The organism is Brevibacillus sp. HB1.2 (genome assembly GCF_013332495.1).
Classification (GTDB): Bacteria; Bacillota; Bacilli; order Brevibacillales; family Brevibacillaceae; genus Brevibacillus; species Brevibacillus porteri.
Map to the genome: position 1 here is coordinate 52,021 of NZ_JABMIU010000015.1, position 16,829 is coordinate 68,849.

Here is a 16,829-nt window from a genome sequence, read left to right on the forward strand (position 1 = left end):
TGGGTAGATAGGGAGGCAGGTACTCTTGATAGATAGACTGCAGCCAGGTACGACGGAAGAATTTACTGTGACAGTGACAAAGGACATGCTGCCTGTTTTTGAAGGCCAAGTCGTGCATCCCGTGATGTCGACAGTCAGCATGATTTATTACATGGAATGGGCGGGAAGACGTGTCATTTTACCGTACCTGGAAGCTGATGAAGAGGGCTCGGGATTTGCTGTAGACATCAAGCATGTCGGCCCAGCAGTGATTGGTCAAGCGGTCACGTTCCGGGCTACCTGCGTGCAGGTTACCGAAAAACGCGTAGTGTGCGAGGTTACGGCAGACACTACGCGTAATCGTGTAGGACTCGGTACGTTCGTCCAAGCCATCTTCAAAAAGGACGAGATCAAGCACCGATTTGAGGCCTTGCAAGCAGAGATCAACCAGGAAGTAAATGGGAAATCATAAATATGACAGAATAAATTGACTCTTTTAAAATGTTTTACTATAATTACGTTTAAATTACGTTATACGATTTTATCGTCATATACTCTCGATCGATTCACGCACTTCCTACAGAATATGGTACAATTTCACACAGCATATAGGTATGAATCGATTTGGGGGTAGAAGAAACGTGAAGCCACAATCCATGCTTTTTACAATTTACGGGGAATACGTCCGCCATTATGGAAGCGAAATCTGGATTGGTAGTCTGACCAAGCTGATGGGGGAATTCGGACTGTCGGAGCCGGCTGTTCGTGCAGCAATCTCCCGGATGCTTCGCCAAGGCTGGCTGGAATCGCGAAAAGTAGGGAACCGCAGCTTCTACTCGGTATCCGAGCGCGGCAAAAAGCGGCTGGAAGAAGCAGCGGCACGTATTTATAAGGTCGAGACAGATGTGTGGGACGGCAAGTGGTGCATTGCCAGCTACAACATCCCAGAGGAGCGTCGAGCGCTGCGTGATCAACTGCGCAAGGAGCTGGGCTGGATGGGCTTCGGGATGCTGACGACCAGCACATGGATCAGCCCGAATAACCTCAGTGATCGCGTGAAGGACCTGACGGAAGCCCACGAGATTACAGAGTATGTCGAGATTTTTACATCAGAGCATATGGGCTGGAGCGATCCGAAGCAGCTCGTGCAGAAATGCTGGGATATCGATGAAATCAATGAAAAATACAAGGCCTTCATCGATGCCTACCGAGGTGAATATGAGCAGCTTTCAGCAAAACTCAGCAATGGGGAAGAGGTTCCAGACAGCCATTGCTTCGTGGAAAAGACAAAGCTCGTCCACCAGTACCGCAAGTTCTTGTTCATCGATCCTGATTTGCCGCAGGAATTGTTGCCAGAGCTGTGGTTGGGCAAAGAGGCGGATCAGTTGTTCCAAAATTACTACCAGTTATTGAATCCAGGGGCAGTACGATTCTTCGAGACCGTGTATGAAGCTGCGCCATCCGCATAGGCGATAGCTGCGAAGGAAAGGCCCTAGCAAGTCTAGGGTCTTTTTCATTCAATTCATTTTCCATTATTTAAAATGTAAGCGTTTTACTTGGGTGTATTTGGTGGACGCGAAACAAAGGGGGTACAGCACGAATATGACGGAATTGCTACAGTACGTTGCAAACGGCCTCGTCAGTGGCGGGATTTACGCGATCGTAGCGGTGGGTTTCATCACGATTTACAACGTAAGCAAGGTCATTAATCTGGCACAGGGTGAATTTTTGATGCTGGGCGGAATGGTCACAGTCGCCTTGATTGGTATGAATCTTCCATATGGGTTGGCGGCATTGCTCGCGATCCTCCTGGTCACCTTGATCGGTGTTTTGATGCAGAAATACGTAATCGCTTATGTCAAAAAGGCTAATCCAATTAGTTTGATTATTTTGACGATAGGAATTTCGACACTCATTCGCGGCATTGCCAGCTTTATTTGGGGAAAAGATGCGTTTGCACTCGAACCGATTACGAGCAATGAGCCGATCTCGATCGGCGGCGTGATGATCGCGCAACAAAGTATCTGGATTTTGGCTGCTGTTCTTATCATTCTTTTTCTACTTTGGTACTTGATGGACAAGACGATTCTCGGCAAAAAAATTAACGCCTGTTCGGTCAACCCAATGGCAGCTCGCTTGATGGGGATCAGCCCAACAAAGATGAGTATGCTGGCCTTTGCCATCAGTGGAGCGACAGGGGCGATTGCAGGAATCGTGATCGCGCCGCTTTCCGTAACCTCCTACGATATAGGCGTGCTGCTCGGAATCAAAGGCTTTTCCGCAGCCATTCTAGGCGGACTGGGGAATCCATTGGGTGCAGCCGTAGCCGCCTTTTTACTCGGGATCGTCGAGTCGCTAGGAGCTGGTTACATCAGCTCGGGTATGAAGGACGCGATCGCCTTTCTGGTGTTGATCGGCATGCTGTTGATTAAGCCATCCGGCATCTTTGGAGAACGTAGCGTTGGAAAAGGAGGGCTATGATGAAGCAGATCATCGATAAGTGGGGCAAAAGCATAGGAATCTACCTGTTTTTGATGATTCTTTTCCCATTCGTTATGCCAGATGAATACTATCGATCTGTCGGAATTATTATCGGTCTTCAAGCAATCGTAACCATCGGGCTATGTCTCGTGATGGGGCTGGCCGGACAAATTTCGTTGGGGCAAGCCTCGTTTTGGGGGATAGGCGCCTATACGTCGGCTGTATTGACCACGAAGTACGGTCTGCCGCCATTTGTCGGTCTTATCGCCGCTGCAGTTGTTCCAGGGTTATTCGCCTTTATCCTCGGACGGGCGATAGCGGGGCTGCAAGGCTACTACCTCGCGATGGCAACTCTCGCATTTGGCTACATCGTCCAGATCGGGATTACGGAATGGGAGTCGGTCACAGGGGGAGCAAACGGGATGATCAGCATTCCGCAGATGACTTTCTTCGGTGGAAGCGAGCTATCCATGTACTTTCTGATTTGGGGAGTCGTCACCTGTGTGCTGCTCTTCTCACTTAATCTCTTGAATTCACGAGTCGGCAGAGCGTTTCGGGCGATTCACAAAAGTGAAATTGCCGCGACCTCGATGGGAATTGATGTCCGCAAGTTCAAGCTGAATGCCTTTGTAGTAAGCGGCATGTTCGCTGGTATTTCCGGCGGCTTGTATGCCCATTACATGGGAATTCTTGATCCGCAGCCGTTCGGACTGCACGAGTCGATCAAGTTTCTGACGATGGTCGTCATCGGCGGGATGACAAGCATCTGGGGCGCTTTGATCGGGACCATCCTGATTGGCTTTATCAGTGAAGGGCTGATCCTCTTGGGTGAAGTGGTGCCGGGCTTGCAGGGGGATGTGGATACGATTGTGTTCGGTGCGATTCTCGTGCTGATCATTATGTTCATGCCAGAAGGATTGGTTCCGCGTATCCGGGCTGCTTTCGAAAAAGGGCAGGCGAAAAGGGCGAAGGCCATGGCTGACGACGCACAACGAAAGCAGCAGGTGGAAAGGAAGGCTGCAACATGACAACACTTTTGGATGTGCAAAAGCTCTCTCGTGATTTTGGCGGCGTGCGGGCAGTGAATCAAGTAGATTTTCAGGTGCGAGAAGGAGAGATCCTCGCGCTGATCGGTCCGAATGGCGCTGGAAAAAGCACGGTGCTCAACATGGTGTCGGGTGTGATCCCGCCTTCGGAAGGAGAGATTCGCTTCAGCAGCCAGCCGTTGACACGTGTGCAAGGCTACGAATATGCCGGATTGGGCATCACCCGAACCTTTCAAAACCTCCAAACCTTTGACGATATGACCGTCTTGGAAAACGTGATGGTCGGCATGCATACCAAGACAAGCGCGAGTCTCTTTTCCTGCGGCATGAATCTGGCAAAGTCCCGCAAGGAAGAGAAGATGATGCAGGAGCAAGCACAGACGTGGATAGAGAATGTTGGCTTGGCAGAGGAAGCGTCCTTGCTGGCTGGGAGCTTGCCATACGGGAAACTGCGGCTGATGGAGATTGCCCGCGCAATGGTAGCCAAGCCACGGCTGCTCTTGTTGGATGAGCCTGCTGCGGGTCTGAATCATACCGAGACGGCGGAGATGAGCCGCATGTTTTGCGAGATTCGCGACAACGGAACGGCTATTTTACTAGTGGAGCATGACATGGATATGATCATGACGATTGCGGACCGCATCGTTGTATTGGATCAAGGATCAAAAATCGCAGAAGGAACCCCGCGTGAGATTCAGGAGAACCCGCGAGTGATTGCGGCGTATCTTGGTGCAGAATGAAGCGCGAAAGAGGTGGACAAACATGGGGAAGGCAGTCCTTACAGTAGACAACATCACGGCTCGCTACGGTCCGGTGGAAGTGTTGCACGGGATTACTTTACAAGTGAACGAAGGCGAGATCGTCTCTCTGTTAGGTGCAAATGGGGCAGGTAAAACGACACTTTTGAACTGTATTTGCGGTCTGCACAGCGACAAGGAAGGCAAGATTTGGTTTCGTGACGCGGACATTACACGTGTTCCTGCGGAGCTGGTAGTACCGCGGGGCATGGCGCATGTACCGGAGCGCAGACAAATTTTTTCGACGCTGACCGTAGAGGACAATTTGTGGCTGGGTGCTTCGCATCGGATGCCCAAGACGAGCAAAAAGGAAATTGCCAAAGAAATGGAGACGGTGTATGAACGTTTTCCCATTTTGGCAGAGCGGAAATGGCAGCTCGGGGGAACGCTTTCCGGGGGGCAACAGCAGATGCTCGCCATTGGCAGAGCGCTCTTGTCTCGACCGCAGCTTCTTTTGTTGGACGAGCCTTCGCTAGGATTGGCTCCATTGATTGCCAAAGAAATCCTGACGATTGTGCAGGAGATTCGCTCGGAGTGGGGCACCACGGTGCTGTTGGTCGAGCAAAATGCTCGCGCAGCGCTCGCTATTTCCGACCGGGCTTACGTACTCAGTACAGGAACCGTCATGCTGGAAGGGAAGGCAGACGAGATTAGCAATGACCCGCGTGTGCAATCTGCTTATTTGGGAAGCTCCCACGAGGCAGTGTAGCCAATAGCAGTTTGACTAAGATAGACACATACATTTGAGGGGGTACACCCATGAAAAAACGAACATTCAAAAAATGGCTATTTCCAGCAGCAGTCGCTTCGCTCGTTTTCTTGAGTGCCTGTGGAGGCGGCGCTACGCCAGCGGCAGAGTCGGGCACTGGTGGCGCCAGCAAGGACCCGATCAAGGTCGGCGCTATTTTCTCGCTGACTGGTCCGAACAGTCCGCTCGGCGTACCAGAGAAGCAAGCGGTAGAGTTGTTGGTAAAAGAAATCAACGGCGCTGGCGGAGTAGAGGGTCGACCGTTGGAAGTCATTTTTGAAGACGACAAGTCTGACAATACGGAAGCAGTAAAAGCAATCAAAAAGCTCGCTTCGAAAGAAAAGGTCGTAGCTGTACTCGGTTCCTCGGGCAGTGGTCCGTCTCTCGGGATGGCTGAGTATGCCGCAGCAGAAAAGCTCCCGCTGATCTCGATGGCAGCGGCAGACCAAATCACCAATCCAGTTCGTGCAGGCATCTACAAAACGCCGCACACGGACGTACACGGAACGAAGCGCATCTTCAAATATTTGAAGGAAAAAGGCATTACGAAAATTGCTACGCTCAATGACAGCAATCCATATGGAAGTGGCTGGACCACGCAATTGCAAAAATATGCGCCTGAATACGGCATCACGATTGTAGCCGAGGAAAAGTACGGCACAAAAGATCCGTCTATGAGCTCCCAATTGACCAAGATCAAAGGGACGGATGCGCAGGCACTGATTGTGGCAGGTACGAATCCTGGACCCGCTACGATTGTGAAGGAAGCCAAGCAACTGAACCTCACTATTCCGATCATTAGCAGCCATGGCTCTGCGAATAGCAAATTCCTCGAACTGATTGGAGACGCAGGCGAGGGTGTCCTGATGGTAGCTGGAAAACTGCTTATTCCTGAACAAGTAGCGGCAGACGATCCGCAATCTGCCATCATCAAAAAATTCGTGGATGGTTATCAAGCTGCCTACAATACACAGCCAGACGGCTTCGCGGGATACGGATACGACGGCTTGAATCTGCTCGTGGAAGGCTTGAAGCAAGCAAGCGGCGACACCTCTAAACTGGGCGAAGTATTGGAAAAGGCGAAATACGTAGGGGTAACCGGAGAATTCAAGTTCACGGCTGATGATCATAACGGTCTGACAGAAGACAGCATGATCATGGTTGAAGTGAAGGATGGAAAATTCCAGCTCGTTAAATAAGAGAAAGAAGTTCGTTCCCTCCGCGTCGTGAAGAAGAATGCGGGGGGAATCGTTGTTTTCATCACAAGGGTAGGAGGATCATGCATGTCTCAATTGCTGAATAGCGTCTTAATGGTCGCACCGATTTTACAAAAGGCGTTTTTGTCTGAATGTATGGTAGGAGTCACCGACAAAGAGAAGTTTCTCGCCTATTATCCGGCACAGGGCTTGAACCTGGGGATTCGAGTAGGAGACGAATTGCGCCCGGGGAGTATCAATGCGACGGCGGTAAAAGAGGGCAAGCGGGTCGTGAAGAAGATTTCCAAAGAGCTCTACGGCATTCCGTATATCGCAGTCGGTTATCCGCTTGTCGAAAACGGGCGTGTAGTTGGTTGCTTGGCGACAGGCGTGACGACCGATGAAGAGGATCGTTTGCACGGTTTGGCTCAAAACTTGACGGACGCGCTGGAAAATATCGCACAGCATACAGAAAGTCTGGCAAAGGACGCGGACAATTTGGCACAAGCTAGCCACACGCTGAGTGATGCAGCTGGTCAATTAGAGCTGAAAATTGCAGAAACGACCCAAATCAACGAATTGATCCGCAATATCTCGACGCGATCCAATGTACTCGGCTTGAATGCCGTCCTCGAAGCGGCACGGGCAGGTACTGCTGGTCGCGGCTTTTCCGTGGTCGCAGAGGAAATTCGTCAGCTTTCCCAGACGACCGCTACTTCAGCGAAAGGTATTTTCCAGCTATTAGATGAAATGAATGCACTCGTCGGGACGGTAACGGGCGAAATGGAGAAGACGATGAATCACAGCGTGCAGCAGTCAACGCGAATACAGGAGCTGGATGCAGTCATGCAGGAGCTGCGGCAAATGGCCGAGCAATTAAAAAAGGCAGCAGAAATAACTGGGCGCGGAGAATAGGAGAGTCTCAATGTAAGCGTATTGCAAAAACGTATGACGATATGTTATTATTGCGTTATAAAAACGTATTATAATTTTAACATAATGCATATCTGATAAAAGGAGGGCGTTCTCCATGCAAATGAGGCTCGAACATGCCGATCTGACTGAAAACGAAAAGTTGGAAGCGTTTTTAGCGAGAATCGAACGCGGGGAAAAAATAGAGGCAGACGATTGGATGCCAGACGACTATCGCAACCAGTTGATCAAGTTGATTTCGATGCATGGCATCAGTGAGATCATGGGTGCCTTGCCGGAAAAAGAATGGGTACCAAAGGCGCCGACACTGCGCAGAAAGCTGGCAATTATGGCGAAGGTCCAGGACGAGATGGGGCATGGTCAATTGCTGCTTCGCGTCGTAGAAGACTTGCTTGGGCCATTGGGCAAGACGCGCGAGGATATCATGAATGATTTGTTTACAAAAAGACTGAAATTTCACAATGTATTCCACATGGAGGCGCCTACCTGGGCTGATGCTGGTGTGATTGGCTGGCTGGTTGACGGCGCGGCTATCATTACGCAATCGATGTCCCTCGATACATCTTATGCACCTTACGCCCGTGCTCTGCATCGGATCTGTGCGGAAGAAAAGTTCCACGCCCAACACGGGGAGAGCATCGTCTTGGAGTTGGCAGAAGGCACCGATGAACAGCGCCAAATGCTGCAAGATGCTATCCATCGTTGGTGGCCAGCGCTCTTGATGTTTTTCGGACCGCCGGAAAACGGCAACATTACGAGCAATCAGGAATCCAACATGCGCTACAAGATTCGTACACAGACCAATGAAGAATTGCGCCAAGTATTCCTGAAAAAGTATTTGCCGCGTATTTTCCACCTTGGCTTCACAGTTCCAGACGATACGATTTACTTCGACGAGGCAGAAGATAAATGGGTCTACCAACAGCCTGACTGGGAAGAGTTCAAGCAAATCGTCAAGGGGAACGGACCACGCTCCGCTCACCGTCTGAATCTTCGGGTAATGTCTTATGAAGAAACCAAATGGGTGCGTGACGCGATCATGTCGTACGGCCGACAAGTAGGGTAGGTGAATGTGGATGAGCAACGAAAACTTTTTCATATACGAAGTATTCAGCCAAAAAAGCGTAAATGCTCCGTTCGTCCAACAGTTCAGTTTGTTGGCACCCAATAAAGAAGTCGCATTGAGCATGGCGAGGGAAAATTTCTTGCGCCGCGAGCCTTGTTTTAATTTGTGGGTAGTCAAGCGCGACGACATTTTTGGACTACCGCCAGAGGAGCGTCCTTTCCTGGAAAGACTCGACAACAAGAGTTATCGGGAGACCAAAGGATACGGCGACTTGCAGTCGAGATGGCGTCACCATCGCGAGCAGTACGAAGAAAAACAGAAGCATGCAGGCAACGGCAGTTAAGCAGGAGGGATACAATCATGGGCGACATTTTACATGTAGAAACAGTGGAAGTAGCAAAACAAAACCCGGCATTCGCAAAAGCCTTAACCGACCTGTTGTTCCAGCTTGCTGATGACGATTTTATATTAGCTTATCGCGGATCGGAATGGCTTGGGCTTGCTCCGCATATTGAAGAAGATGTGGCCTTTTCTTCGATGTCCCAGGACATGATGGGCCATGCCGTGATGTTTTATGAAATGCTGGAGCAACTAGGAGTGGGCAAAGCAGATGATCTCGCACAGCTGCGCGAGGCGAAGGCGTTTTCCAATGCGATCTTGGTAGAGCGTAAAAACGGCGAAGGTGAATACAACGATCATCCTCATTACGATTGGGCTTATGCGATTGTTCGCAGCTATGTGTACGGCTTATACAAGCAGGTTCGCTTGGAGGCACTTACGCAGTCGTCATACGCACCACTCGCGCTCGTCAGTCGCAAAATGATGACAGAGCATCGCTATCATCTGATGCACTGGCAAGTTTGGCTGAAGCAACTGGCGAACAGTACGGCTGATGCACGTCAGAGGCTGGAGGCAGCCATTGCAAAAGTTTGGAAGGATGCCGGGGAGCTGCCTCATCTCGGACCAAACGAGGTCGATATCGTTCAATTTGGCCTGATTGTAGAAGAAGAGCAACTGAAACAAAAATGGCTGACACTGACCCAAGACATTTTCGAAAAAGCAGGACTCGAATGGCAGGGGGAGCCAGGAGTGCCACAAGAGCGCGGACGTCACGGTGAACATACTGCTGATCTGGTGCAAGCTTTGGCTACCTTGTCTGAAGTGTACCGCATTGATCCGGCTGCAGGCTGGTAAAAAGGAGTGATTCTCTCATGGCGCAAGAAGAACTGCAACTGCATGAAGGGCTTGAAGCGACATGCTGGGAACTGCTGCAGCAAGTAACAGATCCCGAAATTCCGGTGATCAGCATGGTAGAGATGGGGATGATTCACAAAGTGCGCGTCGAGACAGACGTCGTACACGTCGAGGTGCTCCCTACCTTTGTCGGCTGTCCGGCACTCGAGATCATGAAGAAGAACATCACAGAAAAGCTGGTGGAGGTAGAAGGAATCAATCAGGTTCAGGTAGCGTTCGTCTATGATCCAGCCTGGACATCTGATCGTATCGCCTTGGATGCTCGTGATAAGCTGAAAAGCTTTGGCATCGCGCCGCCACCGCTTGACTTCAAACCGGGAGATACATGGGAAGTGGCATGTCCCTACTGTGATTCCCCTTATACACAAATGGAAAATTTGTTTGGCCCTGCTGCTTGTCGAAGTATTTTGTATTGCCGGCACTGCAAAAATCCGTTTGAGGCCCTAAAACCAATCTATTGAGAGAGATTGAGAGGAGCGAATGTCATGGGAGAGTACAAGCAAATGTTTATTAATGGAGAATGGGTGAATGCCGAGAGTGGCGAGTCCATTCAAATTACGAATCCTGCTACAGGCGAAACAGTTGGAACAGTAACCTTCGGCGATGGTCGTGATGCCAACAAGGCCATCGACGCTGCTCATCAGGCATTTGCAAGCTGGTCTCGACTGACTGCTCGCGAGCGCGCCAAATATTTGTACAACTTGTCCGAGCTGGTGAAAAACAATCGGGATGAACTAGCGGGCATCATTTCTGCTGAAATGGGCAAGCCTTTGGGCGAGGCAAAAGGCGAAGTTCTGGGTGCCGCTGATAATTTCGTTTGGTACGCAGAAGAAGCCAAACGTGTCAACGGAGAAACGATCCCATCCTCCGTTGCGAACAAGCGAATCATGGTGCTGCGTCAGCCTGTAGGGGTGGTTGGGGCGATTACCCCGTGGAACTTCCCGGTGAACATGGTTGCACGCAAGATCGCTCCGGCATTGGCTGCGGGCTGCACGGTGGTTTTAAAGCCAGCAGAAAGCACGCCGCTGTCTGCGATTCGTATGTTTGAGCTGATTGAGCAGGCTGGTTTTCCAAAAGGCGTCGTAAACCTCGTCATTGGAAATCCTGAATCGATTGGGAAAGAGTTCATCGACAATCCGAAGCTTTCCAAAATCGGATTTACAGGCTCCACTCGTGTCGGCAAGCTGCTGATGGAGGGGGCGGCGAAGCAAGTGAAGCGCGTCAGCATGGAGCTTGGTGGTCACGCACCGTTCATCGTATTCCCGGATGCCGATCTGGATGCAGCCGTAAAAGGTCTGTTTGAGAGCAAATTCCGTAACTCCGGTCAAATGTGCATTTGCACGAACCGTCTGTACGTCCACGAGGATGTCGCAGATGCGTTCACAGAAAAGCTGGTAGAGCGTCTGAAGCGTGCGAAGGTAGGAGATGGTCGCCAGAAAGAGACAGAGATCGGTCCACTGGTGAACGAGCGTGCCTTGAACAAGGTGCTCGAGCATATCGAGGACGCCAAGGACAAAGGCGGGCAAGTGGTATACGGCGGAAATCGTTTGGTTGAAGGTGATTATGCGAAGGGCTTCTATTGCGAACCGACCTTGCTTGCTGGCGTTACATCGGATATGAAAATCTCTTTTGAGGAAACGTTCGGTCCAGTCGTTCCACTCGTGCGTTTTACAGAGGAAGCGGATGTTGTACAGATGGCAAACGACACACGTTACGGCTTGGCTGCTTATGTGTATACCCGCGATAATCAGCGTTGCTTCCGTATGGCTGAGCTCCTCGAATACGGAATCGTAGGGATCAATGATGGTTCTCCTACGCAGACGCAAGCGCCGTTTGGCGGATTCAAGGAAAGCGGAATCGGCCGTGAAGGTGGCCGCTACGGAATGGATGAGTATTTGGAAACCAAGTTCGTTTCCTTTGGACTGTAAGATAGGAAGAGAAGAAGAGTTCAGACAAGATCTGGACTCTTCTTTATTTTCATATAGGAAAGATTTTAAAAGGTACTGATGAACAAACAAAGCAGGTGAGAAGAAAAAGCACAGGGCTCGTAGACCTTGACACCGCCAACCCAGTCGGAACTTCAAAAAGGGGACCACGCTTGTCGAACACTTCTTCCTTGAGAAACGTCCGCCCGTAGGGTGGCTTTGGCTCGACGGTCCCCTTTTTGAAGTGGAGACGGCCAGTCAATCCCACATGCTGGCGTGTCAGAGTCGAAGAGAACTGTGCTTTTTCTTCTCCTCCACTATGCTGACTCCACTCATAAGGAGTTTTTTTTATGTAAATTTTGTGAATTGTTTTGTTCAACACTTTGTTCATTTTTATCTACAAAGAAAAAGGGAATCAACGGTATAATGGAGATTGGATCAAGGGCAACATTTAATAGATAAAAATTGGTATTTCATATTGACGCAATATGTACATATGACGACGCCCAGCAAGAGTGTATCGTCCAAGATTTTACATTTTGGAAGGGAGGATATAAACATGGGAAATGAACATCAAATGCACGAGATGTCACCGGCTGTCGGAACCGCAACCTTTTCAGATTTGTGGAGTCCGGATGTGATGCTTTTGTCGTTACTCGTGACTACTGTCTATTTTCTCGTAACCGGTCCTATGCATAAACGTTTTGAAAACGCTACACCGGCGACTGGCAAGCAAAGATTACTTTTTGTGTTGGCAATCGTGTTGTTTTACACCGCACAAGGAAGCCCTATCAGTTATTACGGCCATCATTACATGTTTAGTTTGCACATGCTCCAACAATCGATTTTGTACTTTGCCCTGCCACCGCTTATGCTTCTCGCAATGCCTGAATGGCTTTTGGCCAAGATTTTCCGTCCGAAAGCGATGAAGTTCATACTAAACTCTTTGACACACCCGTTAGTGGCAGCGCTGTTGTTCAACTCACTGTTTTCGTTTTACCATGTTCCATTTATTTTTGATGCCGTCGCGATTAACCATGAGTGGATGACGTTTTATCATGTCATTCTCGTGATTGCCGCATTTGCGATGTGGTGGCCGATTGTGAGTCCGTTGTCTGATAACAAGCGACAACTGGCTGGATTGAAAAAACTGTCGTACGTTTTTGCAAACGGTGTCTTGATTACGCCCGCCTGTGCGCTGATTATTTTTGCTTCGGAACCGCTGTACGCTACGTATATAGCTGCGCCACAGCTATTCCAAAGCCTCGACGCGTTTAACGATCAGCGTCTTGGCGGAATCATTATGAAGCTGGTACAGGAGCTTGTTTACGGCTGTGTGCTGGCCTATGTCTTCTACCATTGGTACAAGGCAGAGAAGCAGGACGACATGCCGATGGATCAATCTTTCGGTGCTGAAAAGCCGACTTTTTAAATATGCGCGAACAGCAGAAACGTTTGTTGAATGAGGTGAAAAAATGGGGCTCATATTGCCTACGGTAAGTACGGCTTTTATCGTGATTAGCGGAATTCTCGTTGCGATTGGCTGGTACGCCATTGCGAAAAAGCAAGTAGAAAAGCATATGAAGATTATGAAATGGGCTGCGTTCTGTGCCACGATTTTCTTTATCACTTATGTATCCAGAACGGTCTTTGTCGGAAACACACATTTTGGCGGACCAGACAGCATCAAGCCAATCTATCAGACGTTCTTGTTCTTCCACATCATCCTGGCAACAGTCGGTGGTGTGATGGGTCTGATTACACTCAGATACGCTTACACGAAAAACTATGCTTCTCATCGTAAGATCGGTCCTTGGACATCCATTGTGTGGTTTGTCACTTCCATTACAGGAGCGGCGGTTTATTTGCTGCTGTACTGGATTTATCCGGGTGGCGAGACGTCTGGCGTACTGGATGTAATTTTTGGTAAGTAATCGTTTTAGTAGTTTTTTGGGCATTGGATACAATGTAGTTAGTTTATCCAGTCATGATTCGGATGTTCAGATAGAAGGAAACAGGAGGTACAAAACGTGGACCAGCAAATGCCGATGCAGGAATCGCTTGATGCCGATGCTGCTTTGCAGACACAGCCGGTAGGGCCAGCTACCTTTCAGGATTACGTACAACTGACGAAGCCTGGTATTACCCTGTCAAACTTGATGACCACTTTTGCTGCTTTATGGTTAGCGTCCTACGGTTATCCGAACTGGAAACTGGCTTTATTCACCATGCTAGGAACCGCTTTGGTCATTATGTCGGGTGCGGCTTTAAATAATTTCTACGACCGTGATCTGGACAAAAAAATGAAGCGGACGCAAAATCGTGCGGTAGCGACAGGAAGAATTTCTGCACGTAACGCGATCCTCTTAGGGATTGGCCTGCTGTTGGCAGGGGTTACTGTGTTGGCTGTATATGCGAATCCCTTGGCGGCGGTTTGGGGATTAATCGGTCACATTTTTTACGTCTTGATTTACACGCCGCTGAAAAGAGTAACAACTCTCAATACGGTGATTGGTGGTATTTCAGGTGCAGCTCCTCCAGTGATTGGGTGGGTAGCAGTAACAGGCACCATGGACATGACGGCTTGGCTGTTGTTCCTGGTCTTGTTCTTGTGGCAGCCACCCCATTTTTTGGCGTTGGCCATGCTGAAAACAGAAGAATACCGTGCAGGTAATCTGCCGATGCTACCGGTAGTAAAAGGCTTTGCCGAGACGAAGCGACAAATGGTGCTGTGGGGTTCGGTGTTGTTCCCGGCTTCTTTGCTGCTGTTCGTCCACGCTAGCCTAGGCTATGTGTATTTGCTTGTCATGGGCGTGATGGGGATTGTGTACATGGTTCTGCTTTTACAGGGGTTTAAAACCAAGGATGATCTTGCTTGGGCACGCAAACTGTTCGGCTATTCCATCCTTTATTTGACCGTGTTTTGTGCAGCGATTGTCATTAGTACCATGGTCAACTATTATTGACACGAAACACTCACTAAATGTTCACGGAACATCCCTTGCTTAGCAGGGGATGTTTCATTATCGTAAAAGAGGACATAGAACGAGGTGTTGTTTGATCCTCACAAGAAACAGGGTGAATTACTATGGAAAAATGGCTGAAGCCGTTAGCTTTTCTTGCTACCTTGATCATGTTTATCGTGATGGTAGCCGGTTCGCTTGTTACCAAGACAGATTCAGCACTCGGCTGTGGAAATGACTGGCCGCTGTGCAACGGAAAATGGGTTCCGGAATACACGTTGGCATCCATTATTGAATATTCTCATCGCCTGATTACAGGTGTTGCCGGTATTGTTGTCGTGATTTTCTCTGTACTTTGCTGGCGCTATTACAAAGGCAACCAAGAAGTTCGCAATCTCGCTATTTTTGGTTTGTTTTTCATCGTAGTGGAGTCCATTCTCGGCGCTTCTGCCGTCATTTGGCCACAGTCCTCATCTGTTTTGGCTCTGCACTTCGGATTCTCCTTGCTTGCTTATTCAGGCGTGTTCTTATTGAGTGTGTTCGTTTATCAGCGGGAAAAAACGCAAAGCTTGGTGAAAACGACCGTCTCAAAAGGCTTCCGCAACTGGATGTGGTTCGTCGCTACTTATACGTACGCTGTTGTTTATCTCGGAGCGTATGTCAGACATACGGGTTCAAGTATGGCATGCAGTGACTGGCCGCTGTGCCAGGGACAGATTATCCCAGAGTTGTACGGACAGACTGGTATTCATTTTGCCCACAGAATCGCTGCGATGGTGTTGGGATTCTTGTTGTTGGGGACAATGATTTACTGCATACGTCATTTCAAGGAAAAACGGCGTGACTTATACGGTGCGAGTATCCTGAGCTTTATTCTTTGCATCGCGCAGGTGTTCAGCGGTGGCTTCGTCATTATTTACAAGCTTCACCTGTACGCTACGCTGACTCATTCCATGATTATCACCATTTTGTTCGGGATCATCTGCTACATGTGCTTGCAGACATTGAAGTCACCGACAAATGAAAAGCTGAGAAGATAATAATGAGGAAAAGCTGCGCTCCTAATTCGTGGAGGCAGCTTTTTTATTATATAGCTGTAGTGGTGGGGAAGAAGCGCATTTCCAGTCAACGCTTCAGCCTACGCCCTGCAAGGGGGATTCACTGTCCGCTCCGAAATGAGTGGCAGGAGCGCTTCAAACGTTGAAGTTTCGAGGAAGGATCTCATAAGTGAAGCTGAAATTCCCTGCCATTCATTTCTGCGCTGGGTAGGGCTCCAGAGGCGCTTGGACTGGAAATGCACTTCTTCCTACGCAACTTTTTATTAAACGTCTTGTGAGTAAATTCAAGAAGCTCCTTGTCATACTTTCACAATGATGTAAAAGCATCGAATCAGATACACAGCTGTTGGGAAGACCTGTCACATGTTCGGAAGGAGACCGCCCGAACGAAGAGAGGAAAAAGGCGACTGGAGAACATGTGGCAGGGCTTCGCCCCCACCACAATCGATAGAGGACATCGAATTACAGACCGTCAGGCTATTGCCCAGACGGTTTTTCCACATTCATAGGAACAAAAACACCATTTTCCCAACGATAAATTTGCAAAGCAGTCTCAGGCTTGCCCGGCAGCAGTTCACCTGTATCCGGGTTTAGCTCCTGCTTCGTTTGCCAGTGGTAGAGCAGTGGTTTTGTTTCGTCATCATGTACGATTTGATAACTGCCGACCGTCCGGAAAAGTTGACCACCCGGCACGGAAACCGTTTCCCGCAGCAGTCCTTCCCATGCTTTGACCAAACGACCTTTGTCCAAATACCACAGATTCGCCTGGTAGACCGATATGCCTGATCCGCCAGTATGCTGGACGGTTTCAAATACTCGTTTTTCTGCGAGTAGACGCGGTTCAACTTCAGTGTTCTTATCAATCTCGGAGTAATTTACTTCACGTGTATAGTCCCAATGATCCAATTGCAGGCGCGGTGGATTCCATTCCTCTTCCGCGATGAGGGCATACGTACGATCAGGCTTTTGATCCAAAACGTAAAAACTCCCGATATGTACGCTGCCGTTATGCTTGGCGGCAATTTCTGGTTCCGGGTCATCATCGAGATTGACGAGTTGAAAATCAAAGTTGTCGGAAACAACTGGATTTTTGGCTTGCTTGTTAATCCAATCCATTATTTGGGTCTTGGTAGGCTCTCTGGAGGCAAGGGAAGAGGGGGCAGTGAGGACGAGACTGGAGACGGCAAGTCCTACTGTCAGGGTGAGCAACAGGCGGGAATTACGCAACGGTAACGAGCTCCTTTCCGGGATGAGATCGATCAATCGCGACCTTTTCAGTTGGAAGACGAGCAGTCAGGAGCAAAAGTAACGGGGAAGTGGAGTAAATTTCAACCGCGAACCGCGCTGTCTTTTGTTACAATGAAAAGCAAACACATGATCGTG

General features: G+C 49.3%; 18 protein-coding genes. 17 read left to right on the plus strand and 1 reads right to left on the minus strand.

Going from position 1 to position 16,829, the window contains the following annotated elements:
- Positions 1-25 precede the first annotated feature (25 nt).
- The 17 genes from HPY28_RS25175 (at position 26) to HPY28_RS25255 (ending at position 15,428) form a co-directional block, all read left to right on the plus strand.
- A complete protein-coding gene (locus HPY28_RS25175; protein ID WP_174226317.1) occupies positions 26-451 on the plus strand; it encodes a thioesterase family protein in 426 nt (141 codons plus the stop codon).
- A 169-nt stretch (positions 452-620) separates the two neighbouring features.
- The gene (gene paaX, locus HPY28_RS25180) at positions 621-1,448 is read left to right on the plus strand and encodes a phenylacetic acid degradation operon negative regulatory protein PaaX (RefSeq protein WP_017251568.1); all 828 of its coding nucleotides are present in this window, start codon (positions 621-623) and stop codon (positions 1,446-1,448) included.
- 133 nt (positions 1,449-1,581) lie between these two features.
- Entirely contained in the window at positions 1,582-2,460 is an 879-nt protein-coding gene (locus HPY28_RS25185; protein ID WP_017251567.1) for a branched-chain amino acid ABC transporter permease, read from the plus strand.
- Positions 2,457-3,488 (plus strand): branched-chain amino acid ABC transporter permease, encoded by a 1,032-nt coding sequence (locus HPY28_RS25190; protein WP_254613201.1) that lies wholly within the window; start codon positions 2,457-2,459, stop codon positions 3,486-3,488. The genes HPY28_RS25185 and HPY28_RS25190 overlap by 4 nt, the downstream gene beginning before the upstream one ends.
- Positions 3,485-4,246 (plus strand): ABC transporter ATP-binding protein, encoded by a 762-nt coding sequence (locus HPY28_RS25195; protein WP_173622851.1) that lies wholly within the window; start codon positions 3,485-3,487, stop codon positions 4,244-4,246. The genes HPY28_RS25190 and HPY28_RS25195 overlap by 4 nt, the downstream gene beginning before the upstream one ends.
- 22 nt (positions 4,247-4,268) lie before the next feature.
- The gene (locus HPY28_RS25200; protein WP_174226321.1) at positions 4,269-5,012 is read left to right on the plus strand and encodes an ABC transporter ATP-binding protein; all 744 of its coding nucleotides are present in this window, start codon (positions 4,269-4,271) and stop codon (positions 5,010-5,012) included.
- Positions 5,013-5,062: 50 nt separating this feature from the next.
- Entirely contained in the window at positions 5,063-6,250 is a 1,188-nt protein-coding gene (locus tag HPY28_RS25205) for an ABC transporter substrate-binding protein (RefSeq protein ID WP_017251563.1), read from the plus strand.
- An 84-nt stretch (positions 6,251-6,334) separates the two neighbouring features.
- Positions 6,335-7,162: a methyl-accepting chemotaxis protein gene (locus HPY28_RS25210; protein ID WP_173622852.1), complete on the plus strand. Its 828-nt coding sequence runs from the start codon at positions 6,335-6,337 to the stop codon at positions 7,160-7,162.
- A gap of 115 nt (positions 7,163-7,277) precedes the next feature.
- On the plus strand, positions 7,278-8,246 hold the full coding sequence (gene paaA / locus HPY28_RS25215) for a 1,2-phenylacetyl-CoA epoxidase subunit PaaA (protein ID WP_174226323.1): 969 nt from the start codon (positions 7,278-7,280) through the stop codon (positions 8,244-8,246).
- Positions 8,247-8,256: 10 nt separating this feature from the next.
- Positions 8,257-8,589 (plus strand): 1,2-phenylacetyl-CoA epoxidase subunit PaaB, encoded by a 333-nt coding sequence (paaB, locus tag HPY28_RS25220; protein WP_015893218.1) that lies wholly within the window; start codon positions 8,257-8,259, stop codon positions 8,587-8,589.
- A 17-nt stretch (positions 8,590-8,606) separates the two neighbouring features.
- The gene (gene paaC / locus HPY28_RS25225) at positions 8,607-9,440 is read left to right on the plus strand and encodes a 1,2-phenylacetyl-CoA epoxidase subunit PaaC (protein ID WP_173622853.1); all 834 of its coding nucleotides are present in this window, start codon (positions 8,607-8,609) and stop codon (positions 9,438-9,440) included.
- A gap of 17 nt (positions 9,441-9,457) precedes the next feature.
- Entirely contained in the window at positions 9,458-9,961 is a 504-nt protein-coding gene (paaD, locus tag HPY28_RS25230; RefSeq protein ID WP_017251559.1) for a 1,2-phenylacetyl-CoA epoxidase subunit PaaD, read from the plus strand.
- A 24-nt stretch (positions 9,962-9,985) separates the two neighbouring features.
- Positions 9,986-11,428 carry an NAD-dependent succinate-semialdehyde dehydrogenase gene (locus tag HPY28_RS25235; protein WP_017251558.1) on the plus strand — a complete coding sequence of 481 codons (1,443 nt, stop codon included), beginning with the start codon at positions 9,986-9,988 and terminating at the stop codon, positions 11,426-11,428.
- Positions 11,429-11,984: 556 nt separating this feature from the next.
- A complete protein-coding gene (locus HPY28_RS25240; protein WP_017251557.1) occupies positions 11,985-12,857 on the plus strand; it encodes a cytochrome c oxidase assembly protein in 873 nt (290 codons plus the stop codon).
- Between the two features lie 43 nt (positions 12,858-12,900).
- Positions 12,901-13,359 (plus strand): DUF420 domain-containing protein, encoded by a 459-nt coding sequence (locus HPY28_RS25245; protein ID WP_173622854.1) that lies wholly within the window; start codon positions 12,901-12,903, stop codon positions 13,357-13,359.
- 96 nt (positions 13,360-13,455) lie between these two features.
- Entirely contained in the window at positions 13,456-14,391 is a 936-nt protein-coding gene (cyoE, locus tag HPY28_RS25250) for a heme o synthase (RefSeq protein ID WP_017251555.1), read from the plus strand.
- A gap of 122 nt (positions 14,392-14,513) precedes the next feature.
- Complete coding sequence (locus tag HPY28_RS25255; RefSeq protein WP_017251554.1) at positions 14,514-15,428, plus strand: COX15/CtaA family protein; 915 nt, start codon at positions 14,514-14,516, stop codon at positions 15,426-15,428.
- A gap of 495 nt (positions 15,429-15,923) precedes the next feature.
- On the opposite strand, the gene HPY28_RS25260 is transcribed toward HPY28_RS25255, so the two are convergent.
- On the minus strand, positions 15,924-16,673 hold the full coding sequence (locus HPY28_RS25260) for a hypothetical protein (RefSeq protein WP_174231662.1): 750 nt from the start codon (positions 16,671-16,673) through the stop codon (positions 15,924-15,926).
- Positions 16,674-16,829 lie beyond the last annotated feature (156 nt).

Bases quoted from the DNA above. Each gene is read 5' to 3' on its own strand.
- HPY28_RS25185 (WP_017251567.1), top strand. From the start codon at position 1,582: ATGACGGAATTGCTACAGTACGTTGCAAACGGCCTCGTCAGTGGCGGG.
- HPY28_RS25190 (WP_254613201.1), top strand. From the start codon at position 2,457: ATGATGAAGCAGATCATCGATAAGTGGGGCAAAAGCATAGGAATCTAC.
- HPY28_RS25195 (WP_173622851.1), top strand. From the start codon at position 3,485: ATGACAACACTTTTGGATGTGCAAAAGCTCTCTCGTGATTTTGGCGGC.
- HPY28_RS25200 (WP_174226321.1), top strand. From the start codon at position 4,269: ATGGGGAAGGCAGTCCTTACAGTAGACAACATCACGGCTCGCTACGGT.
- HPY28_RS25205 (WP_017251563.1), top strand. From the start codon at position 5,063: ATGAAAAAACGAACATTCAAAAAATGGCTATTTCCAGCAGCAGTCGCT.
- HPY28_RS25210 (WP_173622852.1), top strand. From the start codon at position 6,335: ATGTCTCAATTGCTGAATAGCGTCTTAATGGTCGCACCGATTTTACAA.
- paaA (WP_174226323.1), top strand. From the start codon at position 7,278: ATGCAAATGAGGCTCGAACATGCCGATCTGACTGAAAACGAAAAGTTG.
- paaB (WP_015893218.1), top strand. From the start codon at position 8,257: ATGAGCAACGAAAACTTTTTCATATACGAAGTATTCAGCCAAAAAAGC.
- paaC (WP_173622853.1), top strand. From the start codon at position 8,607: ATGGGCGACATTTTACATGTAGAAACAGTGGAAGTAGCAAAACAAAAC.
- paaD (WP_017251559.1), top strand. From the start codon at position 9,458: ATGGCGCAAGAAGAACTGCAACTGCATGAAGGGCTTGAAGCGACATGC.
- HPY28_RS25235 (WP_017251558.1), top strand. From the start codon at position 9,986: ATGGGAGAGTACAAGCAAATGTTTATTAATGGAGAATGGGTGAATGCC.
- HPY28_RS25240 (WP_017251557.1), top strand. From the start codon at position 11,985: ATGGGAAATGAACATCAAATGCACGAGATGTCACCGGCTGTCGGAACC.
- HPY28_RS25245 (WP_173622854.1), top strand. From the start codon at position 12,901: ATGGGGCTCATATTGCCTACGGTAAGTACGGCTTTTATCGTGATTAGC.
- HPY28_RS25255 (WP_017251554.1), top strand. From the start codon at position 14,514: ATGGAAAAATGGCTGAAGCCGTTAGCTTTTCTTGCTACCTTGATCATG.